The 16,297-nt window shown below is 68.5% G+C and carries 12 protein-coding genes; 9 read left to right on the top strand and 3 right to left on the bottom strand.

Annotated elements, in window-relative coordinates; genetic code table 11:
• Nucleotides 1-441 precede the first annotated feature (441 nt).
• Together AB0M93_RS08315 and mdlC are read left to right on the top strand one after the other, a co-directional pair.
• The gene (locus AB0M93_RS08315; protein WP_364269754.1) at nucleotides 442-1,221 is read left to right on the top strand and encodes a methyltransferase domain-containing protein; all 780 of its coding nucleotides are present in this window, start codon (nucleotides 442-444) and stop codon (nucleotides 1,219-1,221) included.
• Between the two features lie 342 nt (nucleotides 1,222-1,563).
• Nucleotides 1,564-3,150: a benzoylformate decarboxylase gene (gene mdlC, locus AB0M93_RS08310; RefSeq protein WP_364269752.1), complete on the top strand. Its 1,587-nt coding sequence runs from the start codon at nucleotides 1,564-1,566 to the stop codon at nucleotides 3,148-3,150.
• Between the two features lie 191 nt (nucleotides 3,151-3,341).
• On the opposite strand, the gene AB0M93_RS08305 is transcribed toward mdlC, so the two are convergent.
• Nucleotides 3,342-4,352, bottom strand: coding sequence for an ABC transporter substrate-binding protein (locus AB0M93_RS08305; protein WP_364269750.1), 1,011 nt, complete (start codon nucleotides 4,350-4,352; stop codon nucleotides 3,342-3,344).
• A gap of 433 nt (nucleotides 4,353-4,785) precedes the next feature.
• Between AB0M93_RS08305 and AB0M93_RS08300 the strand changes: the two genes are divergently transcribed.
• Nucleotides 4,786-5,157: a hypothetical protein gene (locus tag AB0M93_RS08300; RefSeq protein WP_364269748.1), complete on the top strand. Its 372-nt coding sequence runs from the start codon at nucleotides 4,786-4,788 to the stop codon at nucleotides 5,155-5,157.
• Here the strand turns inward: AB0M93_RS08300 and AB0M93_RS08295 are convergent.
• On the bottom strand, nucleotides 5,114-5,584 hold the full coding sequence (locus AB0M93_RS08295) for a hypothetical protein (protein ID WP_364269746.1): 471 nt from the start codon (nucleotides 5,582-5,584) through the stop codon (nucleotides 5,114-5,116). The genes AB0M93_RS08300 and AB0M93_RS08295 overlap by 44 nt on opposite strands.
• 178 nt (nucleotides 5,585-5,762) lie before the next feature.
• Between AB0M93_RS08295 and AB0M93_RS08290 the strand changes: the two genes are divergently transcribed.
• The 3 genes from AB0M93_RS08290 (at nucleotide 5,763) to AB0M93_RS08280 (ending at nucleotide 10,485) form a co-directional block, all read left to right on the top strand.
• Nucleotides 5,763-8,207, top strand: coding sequence for a DUF4062 domain-containing protein (locus AB0M93_RS08290; protein ID WP_364269744.1), 2,445 nt, complete (start codon nucleotides 5,763-5,765; stop codon nucleotides 8,205-8,207).
• A gap of 419 nt (nucleotides 8,208-8,626) precedes the next feature.
• Entirely contained in the window at nucleotides 8,627-9,478 is an 852-nt protein-coding gene (locus AB0M93_RS08285) for a phosphatase PAP2 family protein (protein ID WP_364269742.1), read from the top strand.
• Nucleotides 9,475-10,485, top strand: a complete 1,011-nt coding sequence (locus tag AB0M93_RS08280) for a YdcF family protein (protein ID WP_364269740.1) — start codon at nucleotides 9,475-9,477, stop codon at nucleotides 10,483-10,485. The genes AB0M93_RS08285 and AB0M93_RS08280 overlap by 4 nt, the downstream gene beginning before the upstream one ends.
• Nucleotides 10,486-10,497: 12 nt before the next feature.
• On the opposite strand, the gene AB0M93_RS08275 is transcribed toward AB0M93_RS08280, so the two are convergent.
• Complete coding sequence (locus tag AB0M93_RS08275; protein ID WP_364269738.1) at nucleotides 10,498-11,286, bottom strand: SDR family NAD(P)-dependent oxidoreductase; 789 nt, start codon at nucleotides 11,284-11,286, stop codon at nucleotides 10,498-10,500.
• Between the two features lie 142 nt (nucleotides 11,287-11,428).
• On the opposite strand from AB0M93_RS08275, the gene AB0M93_RS08270 reads away from it, so the two are divergent.
• From AB0M93_RS08270 to AB0M93_RS08260, 3 genes are all read left to right on the top strand, one after another.
• Nucleotides 11,429-12,034, top strand: a complete 606-nt coding sequence (locus AB0M93_RS08270; RefSeq protein WP_364269736.1) for a helix-turn-helix domain-containing protein — start codon at nucleotides 11,429-11,431, stop codon at nucleotides 12,032-12,034.
• A gap of 899 nt (nucleotides 12,035-12,933) precedes the next feature.
• The gene (locus AB0M93_RS08265; RefSeq protein WP_364269734.1) at nucleotides 12,934-13,392 is read left to right on the top strand and encodes a bacterial transcriptional activator domain-containing protein; all 459 of its coding nucleotides are present in this window, start codon (nucleotides 12,934-12,936) and stop codon (nucleotides 13,390-13,392) included.
• Nucleotides 13,393-13,577: 185 nt separating this feature from the next.
• Nucleotides 13,578-16,193 (top strand): cutinase family protein, encoded by a 2,616-nt coding sequence (locus AB0M93_RS08260; protein ID WP_364269732.1) that lies wholly within the window; start codon nucleotides 13,578-13,580, stop codon nucleotides 16,191-16,193.
• Nucleotides 16,194-16,297: the final 104 nt, after the last annotated feature.

The following is a 16,297-nucleotide window of genomic DNA, read 5'->3' as shown; positions in this document are numbered from 1 at the left end:
TCGCTGGAGAAGTTACGGTGAGATCGCGTCCGAAGCAATACTGCTCGAAGGTGATCGACCTTGTTCGTCTCGCCGGGCTCCACCCCCGTGCCACTGCTCCGAATGCGTTGGAAGAGCACGAATTTGGGCCATTCGCGTCAGGGTGGATAACCCGATCAGCTCAGAGCCGGGCAGATTCGCTGACGATTGACACCATTTCAAATGATGGTCGGCAAAATGTCTCATGTCAGGCTTCGTCGCAGCTCTCGACAGGACGTTCCGGTCTGACCGTCCGGCGTGGACTGTGCAAAGAGTGGACACATTGTGACGCCCATCACGTCCCGCGCGTTCGTGTGGTCGAGTTGTTCGCCGCGAAAAAAAGTGGGGTTTTGCCCCTGTCGGACGCGGTGTGGCGACCCGTACGATGCGTCGTCGCCCGATCTGATCGAATGAGGAAACCGGATGTCACAAACCATCGGCTGGAACACCTTCGTCGACACTCACGCGCAGGCCGAGCACCGTCGGCTCCGCCTGCTCGAAGAAGCCTTCGATCCGTTCAGCTTCCGGCAACTCGACAGTCTGGGAGTTCGGGAAGGATGGCGCTGCCTGGAGGTCGGTGCCGGAGCCGGTTCGGTGGCGGCCAGGATGGCCGAGCTGGCCGGCCCGGAGAACGTGGTGGCGACGGACCTCAGCCTCACGTTCCTCGACCCGCTCGCCGACCTCGGGGTGACCGTCCTGCACCACGACGTCACCACGGACGACGCGCCCGGAGAATTCGACGTCATCCACACCCGGTTCGTGCTGGAGCACCTGCCCGAGCGCGAGGCCGTGATCAAGCGGCTGGCGACGTGGCTCACGCCCGGCGGGTGGCTGCTCATCGAGATCGGCACCCCGCTGCCCGGGTTGTCTTCGCACCCGGCGACCCGCCAGACCCTGACGGCTCTGGCGAAGGTCATGACGGACCGGGTCGGCACTGCGCCGGAGTGGGCCCGGTCCCTGCCGGTTCCACTGGAGGCAGCCGGCCTGATCGACTGTGCCGCAGAGGGTGTGGTCCTGCCGGCGCGAGGCGGGCAACCGCTGGCGGCGTGGCTCAAGAACACCACGAAGCTCGTCGAGGAGCACGCACTCACCTCCGGTTTGGTCACCAGGGAGGTTCTCGACGAGGCGTACGCGGCGTACGAGACGTCATCCTTTGTGGACTACAGCTGGATGACGGTCGGGGCGCGTGGCCGCCGCGGCTGAGCAGGCCCGGCGCGCACGCTGACCGCGAGGAGCCGCAAAGCCGGGCGGCCGCGGGTGAATCCGGCCGGTACACGTTCCTTCGTGAGTCGGCCGGAACCCCTTCCGCGCCCGCCGGATGATCGCTATTCTCGTGCCCTCGGCCGAACCTGCTGGCGGAAACGCCGCGGCCGTGGGCTGCTCGCCGTCCCTCAATTGTGTTGAGCTCGGCGGTCGGCCGGACCCCGTGTGTCCTTGACGGTGGCTCGCGGGGTCCTTCTTTTCCAGTGGCGCGCCGTGTCCGTCGCAGGTCCGGGCGGCCCTTTGGGGGATTTCCTTCGCAAAACTAAGCATTACTCTGTGGACATGAACAAGCGCACGGTCCTGGACGCCACCCGCGAACTCCTTCGCGAACTCGGCCTCACCACAGTATTCGGCAACCCCGGCACCACCGAGGTCCCGTTCCTCACCGACTGGCCGGACGACTTCGACTACGTCCTCGGTCTGCAGGAATCCGCCGTCGTGGCGATGGCTGACGCTTACGCGCAGGCCAACCGCCAAGCCGTCTTGGTCAACCTGCACTCCGCGGGCGGTGTCGGGCACGGGCTCGGCAGCCTCTTCACCGCCTACCGCAACCGAACCCCGTTGATCATCCTCGCCGGGCAGCAGAACCGCGCACTCCTGCCGCACGACCCGTTCCTCGGCGCCGTGGCCGCGCCCGAGTTCCCCAAGCCGTACGTGAAGTGGTCGATCGAGCCGGCGTGCGCCGAGGACGTTCCGGCCGCACTGGCGCGCGCCTACCACGTCGCGACGCAAGCGCCGCCCGGTCCGGTCTTCGTGTCCGTCCCGGCCGACGACTGGACCGCCACCACCGAGCGGCCCGTCATTGCCCGGCCGCGTGTCCGCGGCTTCGCGCCGGATCCCGAAGCCGTCGACGAACTCGCCACCGCGCTCGCAAGCTCCGAACGGCCGGCGATCGTCGTCGGGAGCGCCGTCGACCAGGACGCCGCGGTCGAAGAGACCGTCGCGTTCGCCGAGCGCACCAACGCCGGCGTGTACGTCGCGCCGATGTCGTCCCGGTGCTCGTTCCCCGAAGACCACCCGCTGTTCCAAGGTTTCCTGGAGCCCGAACGCGGCGCGGTCTCCGACCGCCTCAAGGGCCACGACCTCGTCGTCGTCCTCGGGGCGCCGGCCTTCACCTACCACGTCGACCGCGGACGCGGCGATGCTGCGATGCCGCCGCTGTTCATCGTCAGCGACGACGAGCAGATCCTCGCGCGCGCCTTCGACGGCACCGGAATCCGCGCCACCCCGAAGCTCGGCATCCGCGCCCTGCTCAACGCGGTCGTCCGAAGCGACCGGCCCGCGCCGTCGCCACGCACGCGACCCACGACGCCGAGCGGGCAGGCGCTCACCGGAGCATTCGTCTACGCAACGCTCGCGGAACTGCTGCCGGACAACGCGATCGTCGTCGAAGAAGCGCCCAGCCACCGCGGAGTGCTGCACGACCACCTGCCGATCACGGCGACCGACACGGGCTTCCTGACGGTCGCCAGCGGCACGCTGGGATACGGCGTCCCCGGCGCGGTCGGCGCGGCACTGGGCCGCCCGGACCGCAAGGTGGTCGGCGTCATCGGCGACGGCTCCAGCATGTACGGCATCCAGGCACTGTGGACGGCCGCGCGGCATGACCTCCCGGTGACGATCCTGATCCTCGACAACACCGAGTACGCGGCGGTCCGCATCTTCGGCGACTCGATCGGCGGCGCGAAGCTACCCGGCACGGAACTGGGTGGCATCGACTTCGCGGCGCTGGCCGCCGGCATGGGTTGCCACAGTGTGACAATCACGGAGCCGTCGAGCCTCGCCCCGGGTTTGACGGCAGCCTTGGACGACAAACGTCCGACACTGGTGCACATCCGCGTCACATCTGCGGAAAAGTCGCTGTACTGACACTCCGGTACCACCGGTTTCGCCGGGACGCCCGTCGTCAGCATCAGGTCCTGGACCCGCTGCAGCTGACGACGGGCACGGGCGTCACGCACGTCCGGTGGGAACGAACGCCTTGCCGGCCGATTCGGTCGGGAGGCGAACTCTCTCAATGCGGGAGCGAGCCGACCCGGCAGCGCAACAGCGACCGCTCCTCAGCTGTTCGCCTGCGGCGCGATCATCGCCGCGGCGTCGACCTTGCTCGCGATCGCGCCCATCTGGAGCATCAGGTCGGGCACCCGCTGCAGGCGCCGGGCGTCCAGCTTGGCGCTGAAGCTGGGCAAGCTGAGCAGCTTGGCCGTGTCTCCGTCGATCTTCGCGTACTTGACCAGCAGCGGCTCGATCTTGGAGCGGTCGCTGTTGGTGTCACTGGTGGCCTTCTGCAGCGCGCGCTGGAAGGCAGTGAGGGTCTTCGGGTTCGCCTGCACCCACTTCGTGACGGCACCATAACCGGAAAGCGGGAAGTCCTGGGTGGCACCGGAGTTGACGTCGATCACCGGGATCGCGCCGAGGGTCTTGGCGGCCTGCGAAAGGAACGGCTCGGGCAGCAACGCTGCGTCCACCTGCCCCGACGCCAGCGCCGCTGTGGTGTTCGGGAACGCGCTCTGGACCCAGTTCACCTTGTCGATATCGACGCCGTGGTCCTTCATCAGGGACTTGGCCAGCAGATCGCTCGCCGTGTTCCTGGCCGTCATGGCTATCCGCTTGCCCTGCAGGTCGTTGACCGTCTTCACCGGCGAATTCGGCGCGGCGACGATCGCGACGGACTTGGGGCTGACCGAGGTCGCGTCCGCAACGAGCTGGATATCGGCCGTGCCCGTGCTCTTCGCGAGGAAGAACGGAAAGTAGCTCGAGATCGCAATGTCGACTTCGCCGGAAACCACTTTCGTCAGGGCCGCCTGACCACTCGCCGCCATGACCGCCTCGACCTCGAGACCCTCTGCCTTGAAATAGCCGTTGTCCTGGGCCAGCCACAACGGTCCGGTGTCGACGGTGGGCAAGATCGCGACCCTGATCTTCGCCTTCTCCGGACCACCGCCCCCGGCCGACGAGGCGTTCGAGGGGGCCGAGCCGAGCGCGCTGCAACCGGTGAGGGCTGCGGCGGCCACGACGGTGAGGGCGAGCCCGAGCGCGGCGCGGCGAGTGCCAACCCGGCCGCTGCTCATGGCGTTTCCAAGCAAAGCCTGCTCCTTGAAATGGGGTGACGGTTCGTCAACCGAATCCGATGGAAGTGTGACTCGATCTCCAGAGACACGCGGGCCACTGTAGAGGCGGTGACAGCTCGCTCACAACGGGCAAAATCAACATGCAGGAGAGCGATGCGCAGCACTGCCTTGCCACTGGTCTAGCCTGCTGCTCCACTCGTCGTAATTGAGTACCGAGCGTGAGGTTCACATCTTTGATATGCGACAAAGGGAGTTCACGTAACCCGGCTTGTCGGCCCGAGTAAGCAGCCGAACGGCGGTACCCGTTTCGGTGCCGGCTGGCTATCGCTGCCATCGACCGACCGTAAATTCTCACAAGCAGCCGCATGTTCGACTACTTCGGAGATTTCTTCGATCTGATTGTCACACGATTGATCAGTGTCAAACTCCCGGAGTGATCGACGAGATCGACCCCGAGAACATCCCCAGCTGGCCGTGGCCGGCGTCGCGCACAAGTTCTTCGCTGCCGCCGCGCTTCTTCCACCAGACGTTCGCCGAGTGGGTGATCGCGCGGTACTTGGCGGAGGCCGACGCCGACCGGACGGATTTCCTGGCTCGGCTCGCCGGCCCGGTCCAGCGCGGCCACCTCGGGCCCATTCTCGTCCAGCTCCTGTACACGCTCGAAGAGCAGGCGGAATACCGGCAGATCGTCGGCCGGCTGACCCTCGACGACCTCCTGTCCTTGCGGGCGGTGGCGCACTCGGCGGTCACCCACGGCGACCTCACCGAACTGCTGCCCCGCCGACGCCGTCGGGGAACCGGATGAAGGTCGCCGGCCGGCCCGGCAGGTGGGGCAGCAGAACGTTGGCGATGTGGGAGTAGTAGTCGATCACCTCGCCCTTGCTGAAGCCGTCTGGGTAGAGCGGCTTGCCCAGGTTGGACGAGGTGAGGCGTCGATCGCCCGCTTGAACGGTGATGCGCCGGCCGACCGGTGCCTGGGACGCTGACTCGGCTGGACCGGGTTTTGCGGCTGACGCCGCGGCGGGCGCGTGGACAGATCGAGGGGCGAGAACGTCGGCAGGTTCTTGTCGGCGCGAAAGGCCGCGCCAGGCGGTGTGGCGGACGCGGCCGGCGCGGGTGAATTGTCGGTAGACGATCTCGCCGACCAGGTCGGGCTGGACCCAGCTGGGCGACGTGGTCACGATGTAGCACGGGCCATGCGTGTGGCGACGTACGAACATGGTCGACGTCACGAGCCCGGCAACATCTCCTGAGCCTCGGCGTACTGAGTGCGGTGCTCGTCGCGATATGGGTGTGGATCAACACCACACCCATGACCGGCGGAGAAGTCGTCAGCGCACCTCGCGGTGTTCACGACGACCGTGAGCGACTCGGTGATGCTCGGCGGGATGGGGAACGGGTGATGGTCAGGTGTCGGTAGGCCGAGCGGGCGGACCGCCCAGGCGGGTGTTCATCAGTCACACCGCGGAGCTGCGCCAGTCTCCACCGGCCAGGTCCTACGTGGCCGCGGCCGAGTCTGCGGTGGCACGTGCCGGCGACGCGGTGGTGGACATCGCCGCGCGTGCCGACACGCCGGAGGCTGTGTGCCGGCAAGTCGTCGCGGAGGCCGACGTATGCCTGCTGGTGGTGGGATTCCGGTACGGGCCGCCGGTCCGGGACCGGCCCGGCTTGTCCCACCCCGAGCTGGAGTTCGAGGCGGCAGGCAAGTCGGGCCTGCCGCGCTTGGTGTTCCTGCTGTCGGAGGACGCCGACGGGTCGCTGCGCGATCCGGATCCGGTGCACGGCGCACGGCAGGAGGAGTTCCGGCGCCGGCTGCGCGACAGCGGCGTGGCCGTCGTGGTGGTGTCGTCACCGGAGGAGTTGGAGACGGCGGTGCTGCACGAGTTGCACCGCACGGCTGCGACCGGAGACCGGGAACAGCCCGCACCGGTGACGAACAACGAGATCTCCGGAACAGTGCACGGTCACGTCCTCCAGGCCGGTGTTGTGCACGGCGGTGTGCACGTCGGCGGTCCGGGGCCGGAGGTGACCGTTGAGAAGTTGCGCCGCACGGGCGCGCTGCTGGACCGGCCGATCGACGACTGCGACCCGGTCCGTGATCTGCGCGTGCACCGGCCGGTTCAGGCCGCGGACCTCCCGCTGCTCCCACCCTATGTGGCACGAACGGTGGATGCCGACCTGGACCGGGCGGTGGCGGGCGGCGGGTTCGTCGTGGTGGAGGGCAACTCGGCCGCGGGTAAAACCCGGACCGCATGGGAAGCGGTCCGCCGTAACGCGCCGTCGTGCGGTTGGCGATCGGTGCTGGTGCCCAAGGACGGCGTCGCGCTGCGGCTGCTGGTGGAGTCCGGCGAGCCGTTGCGGCACGTCGTCGTGTGGCTGGACGACCTCGAGCGGTATCTCACCCCGGACGGTCTCGACACCGGGCTGGTGACCGTGGTGTGCCCTGCGGGCCGGACGGACGTCCTGTTGCTGGCGACCCTGCGATCGGAGACACGTCGCATGATCGGAGGTGACGACCGGTATCACCAGATGGCCCGCTCGGCGCAGTACCTGCTGGCCACGGCGCGCACCATCCGGCTGGCTCGTGACCTCGACCAGGACGAACGACGGGCGGCCCGCCGCCAGCAGGCCGACTCGCGGATCGCCGCCGCGCTCGCCGACCGCACCGGTGCCGGGCTGGCCGAGCACCTGGCCGCCGCACCCGAGGTGCTCGTCCACTGGCGCGCGGGCCGGGACGGGGAGCACGAGGTGGGTGCCGCACTGGTCTCCGCAGCGGTCGACTGTCACCGTGCGGGCTATTCCTCTCCTGTGGCGCGCGGGGTGCTGGAGGCGTTGTACCCGACCTACCTCGAACCGCGCATGCGCAACCGCCTGCGCCGGCCGCATCTCGACGAGGCGTTCGAGTGGGCGACGACGCCGGTGCGTGGAGCCAGTTCCTGCCTGCAACCCGAGGCGGACGACCGGTTCTCCGCGTTCGACTACCTGGTGGACCAGACCCAGGCCGACCCAGGCAGCGCCGCGATCCCGGACGCGACGTGGCGGGCGTTGCTCGACGGCGACGAAACGGATCCCTGGACGTTTCAGGTCGCGCTGACGGCCTTGCGTGAGGGCCGCAGCGAAGCCGCAGATGTGATCCGGCACGCGATCCGCAGCGGCAACCCGGCCGCTCTGCTCGCTTCCGGCTACGCGCAGTTCATCGCCAGTCGTGCGACCGGCGACGACCGGCTGCTCGACCGCGCCATCGCGACGTGGACGACCGCCGCGGAGGACGGTGACCCGCACGCGATGCACAACCTCGGCCTCACCTACACCGAACTCGGCCGGCACGGGGACGCCGAGCGCTGGTGGCGCGCCTCGGCACAGGCCGGGTTCGGACCGGCGATGACGGAGATGGGTGTGCTGCACAGCAAGCGCGGCGACGTCGCCGAGGCACGCCGATGGTGGACCGAGGCCGCCGAGTGCGGCGAGTCCGACGCCATGTTCCAACTCGCCATACTCGCTTACCAGCACCACGACCTGGCCGCCGCCGAGACCTGGTGCGCTCGCGCGGGTGACGCCGGCTGTGTCCAAGCGCTGTACAACTACGCCGACCTCGCCAGGCAGCGCGGCGACCACGCCATCGCCGAAGACCGTTACCGCATCGCCGCGGAAGCCGGCCATCCCATGGCTCTGGACCACGTCGAGAAGTCTGCCCGCAGGCGCCGCGACAAGGCGGAGATCAAGCACTGGCGGCAGCGACGGCGGATGTCGAACGAGGAGAGCAGAAAAGTACTCACCCGCCAGCTGATCGAAGAGGGCCATCCCGATCTGGTCACGTTCCTCGACGACTTCTTCGGCGCCGGCGAGAACGGCTGAGATCCCTGGCTCTGCACGGGGTCGTTGCCGCGCTGGGACAGAAGCTGATCGCCGCAGCGATCGTCGATCCCGGCGGCAACTCAGGGTAGGACCGGTGGCATCCCGGATCAGAACGGACATGTTGCCCCAGGGCATCAACGTCGGCTCCTGCACGATGTCGAAGTCGTCGGTCAGGTACTGCGGGGTGGCGCCGGTGAGGACCTCGTAGAAGCGGACGAGCTGCGGCAGGTCGTCGGTGATCACGCGCACGGAGGCCAGTCGGACGATGTTCGTTGTCATGATCGCGACGCTATTGCCCGATATCGGACACAACCTGTCCGGTTGCCGGAAAGTCCGGGCTCCTGACCGGCTTGAACCCTCGGTGTGCGTCCGTGCGCAGAAGGTAACTAAGCTGTTCGGAGTAGTCCGAGGAGGTTGGTTTGGTTCCCGCCCGCCGCTGGCTGGTCGTGGCGGCCGTGAGTGCCGTCGTTCTGGTGGCCGTGTACCTCCTCGCGGTCTGGACGGTGCCCGGCCAGGCGCTGGAAAACGCCGCGCTCCGCGGAGCCGACGAGGCCGCGGCCCGCGATCAGGCCGTCGCCGACGACAACCTGGGCCGGATCACCGTCTACTCCCTGGCCGTCGCGGTCGTCCTGGTCGGGCTCGTCGGGTTGCTGCGCCGGCGTGCCGATCTCGCCTTCGCGGCCGTGGGCGTGATCGTGGCCGGTCAGCTCGTGACGCAGGTGCTCAAGCGGTTCGTGCTGCCCCGGCCGGCGCTGGTGCCGCTGACCGGGCACTACGCCGGGAACAGCCTGCCCAGCGGGCACACCACGATCGCGATGACGGTCCTGTTCGCCGCGCTGCTCGTGGTGCCCTACCGCTGGCGCGGCGTCACGCTGTTCTTCCTCCTCTCGTGGGCCGTCGGCATCGGCGCCTACACCGTGACGGCGAAGTGGCACCGGCTGTCCGACACCCTGGCCGCGGACGCGATCGCGCTCGGCCTCGCCTGCCTGGCTTCGTGGTGGCTGGCGCGCCGCGGGATCGTGCGCCGCCACGACGGACCGCGCCGGGTCCCGCGCGTGCTCGTCGTGACGATCGCGGCGATCGGCGGACTGGTCTTCTTCGCCCTGGGCTCCTTCCTGATCGGGGCGGCGCTGGCCGGCGAGGGCTACGCGGAAACCGTGCGCGGCAACGCCTGGGTCGTCTACCTGGCCGCCACCTCGTTCGCCTCCGCCGGCTCCATCGCCGCGGCGCTGGTGTTCCTGGCGACCTGGCGACGGCGGGAGATCGCGTGAACCCCGCCCTGCTGCCGCTCGGCGCGGCCGTCTTCTGCTTCGGCGTCTTCCTGGTCAGCTTCCTGCTCGAACGGCGCCGGCTGCGCAACGGCTTCTACCTGTTCTTCGCGCTCGCCTTCCTCGGCTTGACGCTGATCGCGCTGCTGGCGTCGATCTCGCCGGGAGCCGCCGCGATCGTCGCGTTCGGGCTGCTCGCGCTGATCCCGCTGACCATCGTGGTGCTCGCGGTGTTCCTGATCGGCAACGGCGTGACGATGTTGCGGCGTGAAGGCCGCCGCCCGGCCAACCTGCTGTCACTGGCGGCCGGAGCGGGGATCGTCGCGCTGATCGCCTTCGACTTCGTGGTCGGGCAGCTCGGGTGGGCGCCGCTGGAGGCGGTGCGCGACAGCATCGACGGGATCGTCGCGTACCTGTCGTTCCTGTTCGTCTGCTTCCTGTTGTATTCGCTGGTCTACGGCCGGATCCGCGGCCGCCGCGCGCTCGACTTCGTGGTGGTGCTCGGGTCCGGCCTGCTCGGCGGGAAGAACGTGCCGCCGCTGCTGGCCGGCCGGCTCGAACGCGGGCGGCAGGTGCTGGCCGCCGAGGACCGCAAGGGCCGGTCGCCGCTGCTGGTCACCTCGGGCGGACAGGGGCCGGGGGAGGAGCTGCCCGAGTCGCACGCGATGGCGGACTACCTCGTCGGGCGGGGCGTGCCGCGCGAGCGGATCGTCCTGGAGGACCGGTCGCGGACGACCCGGGAAAACCTCGCCTTCAGCGCTGCCCTCATGCGCGAGCGGAACCCGCACTACCGTTGCGTCGTCGTCACGAACAACTTCCACGTGCTGCGCGCGGCGTTGGTCGCCCGCAAGGTCAAGGTGAACGGCCAGGTGATCGGCGCGCCCACGGCCTGGTACTTCTGGCCGAGCGCCACGCTGCGGGAGTTCGCCGCCATCCTCGTCGACCACCGCGTCCTGAACGGGATCATCTGCGCGGTCATCGTCGCCGCGAGCGTGCTGAAAGCCGTTTGATCCGCGTGGCTCCTACGGGGTCTTGAGGGTGCCGCCGTCGACGGTCCAGTTGGAGCCCGCCGCGCTCGGCATCGTCGGCGACGCCAGGAGGAGCACCGCCCGGGCGATCTCCGCGGGCTCGATCAGCTTGCCGGTCACCATTCCCGACTGCTCGGGCATGGCCGCGAGCACCGTCTCGTGGTCCAGGCCCATGCTCGCCGACAGCTTCCCGATGTAGCCGTCCGGGCTCGTCAGGATCGCGGTCCGGGTAGCACCGGGCGTGACGACGTTGACCCGGACACCCGTCTCCCCGACCTTGTCCGCCAGCCCACGGGAGAACGCGTTCAGCGCGGCCTTGGCCGCGGCGTAGGACAGCGGCACCGCGCGGGGGTCGCGCGCGGAACTCGAGCTGATGTTCACGATCGCACCCCGCGCCCGCGACAGGGCCGGCAACGCGGCCCGGGTCATCTCCACGGCGGCGCCGAGGTTGAGCGCGAGGACGTCGCCCCACGCCGCGCGGGAACCGCCGATAGGGTCGGCGAGGTCGGCGTCGGTCGCGTCGCCACCGCCGGCGTTGTTGACGAGCACGTCGAGCCGGGGGTCGTCTGCGAGCACGGTGTCGAGCACCCGCTGCGGCGCGGTCACGTCGAACAGGTCGGCGGACACGAATGTCGCGCCGGTGGCTTCGAGCTCGGGAGTGCTCTTGCGCGACACGGCGACGACTGTGGCGCCTTCGGCGATGAACGCCTCGACCGTCGCCAGTCCGATGCCCCTGCTCGCCCCGGTCACCAGGACGCGCTTGCCCGCGAGATCCAGATCCATGGTGGCTCTCCTTCTGTGTCTTGGTTGGTCTCCTAAATGCTACACGACAGTATCATTTAAGCTGGGAAGTCAGACCGACAAGACTCGGATGTAAACTGACGTGGGACGTCGTCAGGCGAGCCGAGGTGGAGAGGAGTTTCGCGTGAGCGCAGCCGCCGGGTCGCGGCCCTTGCGGGCGGACGCGGAGCGCAGCACCGCGCGGATCCTGGCCGCCGCCGAAGAGGTGCTCGCCGTCGACGCGAACGCGACGCTGGAACGGATCGCCGACGCCGCGGGGCTGGCGCGCGCCACCGTCCATCGCCGGTTCTCCTCTCGCAAGGCGCTGCTGGAGGCGCTGACCGGCGTGCTCAACGAGCGTTACGTGTGCGGGCTCGAGCAGGCACGAGTGGCGACGGCGCCCCCCATCGCGGCGCTGTACCGGCTGACTGAGCTGCTCTTCGAGCTCAAGGCCGGCAACCGGGCGATCATGGAGCTCACCGCGGACCCGGCCACCAAGATGACACCCATGAGCCCCGAGGTCACGGCCGGGCTCGAACTGCTGTTCCGGCGGCTGCGCGAAGCCGGCGAAATCACCGCCCCCGACCCGGCCTGGTGCTGCGCTGTGTACCTGGCCATCGTCCACGAAGCGGCCCAGCTGCCGACCAGCTCACCGATGCTGGGCGACGCGGCGGGCGAGGTGGGCGCACGGGCCGACCTGACTTACCGAACCGTATTGGGCGCACTGGGCGGCGGCCATCCGCACGGGTGAACCCGCGTGGTTGCAACCACGCGGGTTAGGGTCGGCGGTGGGCCGGCTCCGGCGCCGCCTGAGGGGGGGATGGCGCCGAGCACTGGTGATGCGGTTCAGGCAGCGTTGCTGCATGAGTTTCACTCGGTGGCCCTCGGGGTCGCGCAACCAGGCGTACCGCAGACGGGCAGTGCGTCGCGGATGGCCGGGGTGAGCGGGCTGCGGTCGGCGATGCCGCCGAACCCGGTCGGGGCTCAGACTGAAAGCGCCGCCGCTGCGGATGCGCGCGCACACCCGCGGCGCGACGGGGGTCGCCAGGTTCCTCGCCGGGCACCCCGCCACGACCCTCGTCCACCCGACCAGCCGTGGGGACTACGGGCCGCGGAAGCGCCTCACCCCAGCCGCGACGGCATGCTCACCGCTGTTCCAAGCCGGAACCTGAGGCGCGCGGTTTCACCCTGACTTCGGGTCCGCCGGGGTGAAGTCGTCGGCACGCCATGCAAGACGTCATCTGCGTCGGGCCCGATGCCTCCGACCCTGAGTGTTTTGTTGCGCGCTCGCCGGTTGATCGCCGCTTCCTCGTCAGGCTTCGGGAATGGGACGGTCGTAGAAGTCTCCGCGCGGCTCGTCCGGATCGGGACCCGTTCGCATTCCCGTGTCGAGCGCATCGATCCGTTCCATGTCGGCGTCGTCCAGGGTGAAGTCGAAGACGTCCAGGTTCTGGGCGATGCGCTCGGGGTTGGTCGACTTCGCGTGCTTTTGCGCGATGTCACCGATGATCGGGCCCGTCCGGCTGCTCGGAGCCGACCCGCGCCGCCACCAGGCAGGGCAGCATCTCGCGCCTCCGGACGTGGCTCGGCAAGGACGAGGCGGGCGAGGCGTACGTCCCGAACGTCGACGCTCGCCACGGCGGCTACCGGATGGCGTTTTCCTTCGGTTCGGCTTGGCGTACGTTCCAAGAGCTGGCGCATCGTGGCCTCGCCGATCGGGACCGCGGGATCCCCGACCTGCAGCGAGCTTTCGACCTGGTGCGGGGAACTCCGTTCGGCGATATCCTGCCCGGCAGGGACATGTGGAGTTCGTGGCACCACCGGGAGATGATCGACGCGATCGTCCTCGTCGCGCACACGCCGGCTGACTCCCACCAGAAAGCCGGGACCCTTTCCGCGGCACGCCGAGCAGCCATGCGCGGGCTGCTGGCCGAGCCGGTGAACCAGATCCACCACCGGGACCTCCTCCGCATCGAATACCGTGCGGGAAATCTCGCAGCCGTTCGCCAAGTGGCCGACAAGCGGGCTGCTCTTGCAGACACACTCGATGTTGAACTCGACGAGGAGACCAGCGTCCTGGTGAGCACTTTGCTGACCGACCGGGTGTAGCGAGCAATCCCGTCGTCGGGAATTCTCTGAACGACGGTTGCCGCTGTCAATATTGGCCCGCTGATTTCCCGCGTAACAAACCTTTGGAATCCGGCGACTTCGTTGAGGTTCGCGTTGGTGAAATGAGGTTGCTGATGAGAGCAAGATCAGTACGTCGATCGTATTCCCAATGGCTACTGGCTGCCGTGGCCGCGGCGACCGCACTCCCGCTTGTCTCACTCGTCGGCGGTGCGACCGCGACAGCGGCGAGTCCTCCATGCACGCCGTATGAGTTCATCGGCGCGCGCGGTTCCGGAGAAGCGCCGCAACCACCGTCAAGCGACTACGGGGACAAGTACCACGGCATGGGTGAATTGCTCTGGCATGTCTACGACAAGATCGGTAAGCTGATCGGGACGGACAAGATCTCCGCGCACGGTGTCGTATACCCGGCGGTCGCGGTGGCCAAAAACGGTTTCCCGACGGGAAGTGGGGTCGGTGCGGCCCTGCACATCAAGGTCCTCGGCAGCTACACCGACTCCGTGCGCGAAGGTCAACGCAGTCTTCAAGGCTATATCGAGGCACGTCACAAGGCCGACGCCTGCCCGGACACCAAATTCATCATCGGCGGCTATTCGCAGGGCGCGCAGGCTGCCGGAGACGCGTTGCAGCACATGCCCACGGCCGATCAGCAACTGGTCGCCGCGGCCGTGTTCTTCGGCGACCCGTACTTCAACGCTGACTCCTGGTCGTCACTGGCTTCCGACAGCACGCACTACGGTTCGCTCGGCGTCCGGGACGAATGGCCCGGCATGTTCTCCGGAAAGGTGTTTTCGTACTGCCGGCCGCATGATCCGATCTGCGGTCTCAGCGAAAAGCATCACATCATAGGTGACGGCGACCTGTACACCCGCAATTTCGGGTGGGCCAACAAGATTGACCCGCACCTGCAGTACGTCAGCAGTGGTGACGCCGACGACGCGGCCCGCCGCGTCGCCCGGACACTGGGGTTCCCGACGCGGGGTTCCGGCACCGTGCCACTGGACCTCGTGTTCGCCATCGACACGACCGGTTCCATGGGCGGCACCATCGCGCAAGTCCGCGACAACGTCACGAGCCTGGCCCAATCGATCGCGGCGACCAGCGCGAACTACCGCTTCGCCCTCATCGACTACAAGGACGGCGCGGACCAAGGCGATCCATACCGCGCACGTGTCGACCTCGGTTTCACCAATGACGTCACCAGCTTCGCCAACGCCGCGGCGACGCTCGGAGCGGATGGTGGCGGGGACACCCCGGAAAGCGTCTACTCCGGTGTCATGACCGGGCTCGCGCTGCCGTGGCGCAACGGCGTGCGGAAGGTCGTCATCGCGATCGGTGACGCGCCGGGCAAGGATCCGGAACCCGAGACCGGCTACACCCTCGCCACCGTGCGCGACCGCGCCCTCGCGGTCGATCCGGCGCAGGTCTACACGGTCGCGACGTCCAGTGACCCCTCGGCGAACGAGTTCCTCGCGGCACTGGCCTCGGCGACAGGTGGTCAGCACGCCTCGGCGCCGGACCCCGCCACGTTCGTCTCGACGCTCCAGTCGACGATCGTGTCCGCCGGCTCGGCACCGACCGCCGACGCCGGTGGCCCGTACACCGCCATCGTGGGAGAACCGGTGAAGCTGGGCGCCGCGGGCAGCCGGGACGAGACCGAGGACATCGTCGGATTCGACTGGGACTTCAACGGTGACGGCGTCTACGACCAGTCGACCTCGGTGCCCACGGTAAGCCACGCCTACGGCGCACCCGGCGAGCAGAACGTGGTCGTCCGGGCACGAGCGGCGTCAGGTTTGGCTGCCACGGCGACCGCGTCGGTCACCGTCAACGCTGCGCCGGCGGTGCCGGCCAGTCCCACGGGACTGACGGCGACCGCCGACGATGGCACTATCAGTCTCAAGTGGACGAAGGGAAGCGCCGGCGGGCTGCCCGGCTGGTACACGATCTACGACGGAACAGGAGCCTTCGTCGATCGGGTCAGCGCTCAGGCGGACGGCACCCCGCCGTCGGAGTGGATCGACGTCTCCCTGGCCAACGGTACGGCGTACACCTACAAGGTGACCGCTGGTAACCCGGCCGGGGAATCCGGCTCCGCCGGACCGGTCAGCGTGACACCTGCCGTACCCAACCGGGCACCGGTCACCACCGCGGACAGCTTCACGGCGGACAACGCGAGTCAGCTCGTGGTTCCGGCCCCGGGTGTACTGGCGAACGACACTGATCCCGATACCGGTGACACGCTGACCGCGAAACTCGTCACCCCGACCGGCCACGGATCAGTGAGCCTGCTTCAGGACGGCTCGTTCACCTACACCGCCAAGCCCGGCTACCTCGGGACGGACACCTTCACCTACACCGCGACCGACTCGCGCGGTCTTACTTCCGCTCCCGCCACCGTGACGATCACCGTCGGCGCCGCGACGACCTCGGGTCAGCGGATCGTCTTCGTCGGAACGGGGAAGCCACCGGTCGTGCTCGCCGACCGTGTCCTGACCGGGAGTTTCGTAATCAAGCGGTCCGGCATCCGGATCGACGGCATCACGGGAACCGCAACCATCCCGGCGGGTAAGGGCAAGCAGGCGACGCTGACCCTGGATGTCCGGCGTTCCGGCTCCGGCTGGCAAGCCACCGCGAAGGTCGTCATGCCGGACGGCACGATCCGCACCTACAGCGGCAAGGGGGTGGTGATCGGCTGGGACCGCAGTACCTTCGCCGGCTTCACCGCCGGTAAGACCAGGTTCGGCTTCACCATCGTCGACCCGATCAAGATCAGGTAGCGATAGTTATTGCCGAAGCGGCCGGGGCATCCGTGATCAGGTGCCCCGGCCGCGGTCGGTTTCCGAACGGAGCAATCTCCGTAACCATCCGGTGTCGGGCCACC

Origin of the sequence: Amycolatopsis sp. NPDC051102 (assembly GCF_040682815.1) — a bacterium.
GTDB lineage: Bacteria > Actinomycetota > Actinomycetes > Mycobacteriales > Pseudonocardiaceae > Amycolatopsis.
The sequence above is the reverse complement of the archived record's forward strand: the minus strand, read 5'-3'. Positions and strand labels throughout refer to the sequence as shown.

Coding starts and splice junctions, on each gene's coding strand:
- AB0M93_RS08315 (WP_364269754.1), top strand. CDS start 442: ATGTCACAAACCATCGGCTGGAACACCTTCGTCGACACTCACGCGCAG.
- mdlC (WP_364269752.1), top strand. CDS start 1,564: ATGAACAAGCGCACGGTCCTGGACGCCACCCGCGAACTCCTTCGCGAA.
- AB0M93_RS08305 (WP_364269750.1), bottom strand. CDS start 4,352: ATGAGCAGCGGCCGGGTTGGCACTCGCCGCGCCGCGCTCGGGCTCGCC.
- AB0M93_RS08275 (WP_364269738.1), bottom strand. CDS start 11,286: ATGGATCTGGATCTCGCGGGCAAGCGCGTCCTGGTGACCGGGGCGAGC.
- AB0M93_RS08265 (WP_364269734.1), top strand. CDS start 12,934: ATGGCGTTTTCCTTCGGTTCGGCTTGGCGTACGTTCCAAGAGCTGGCG.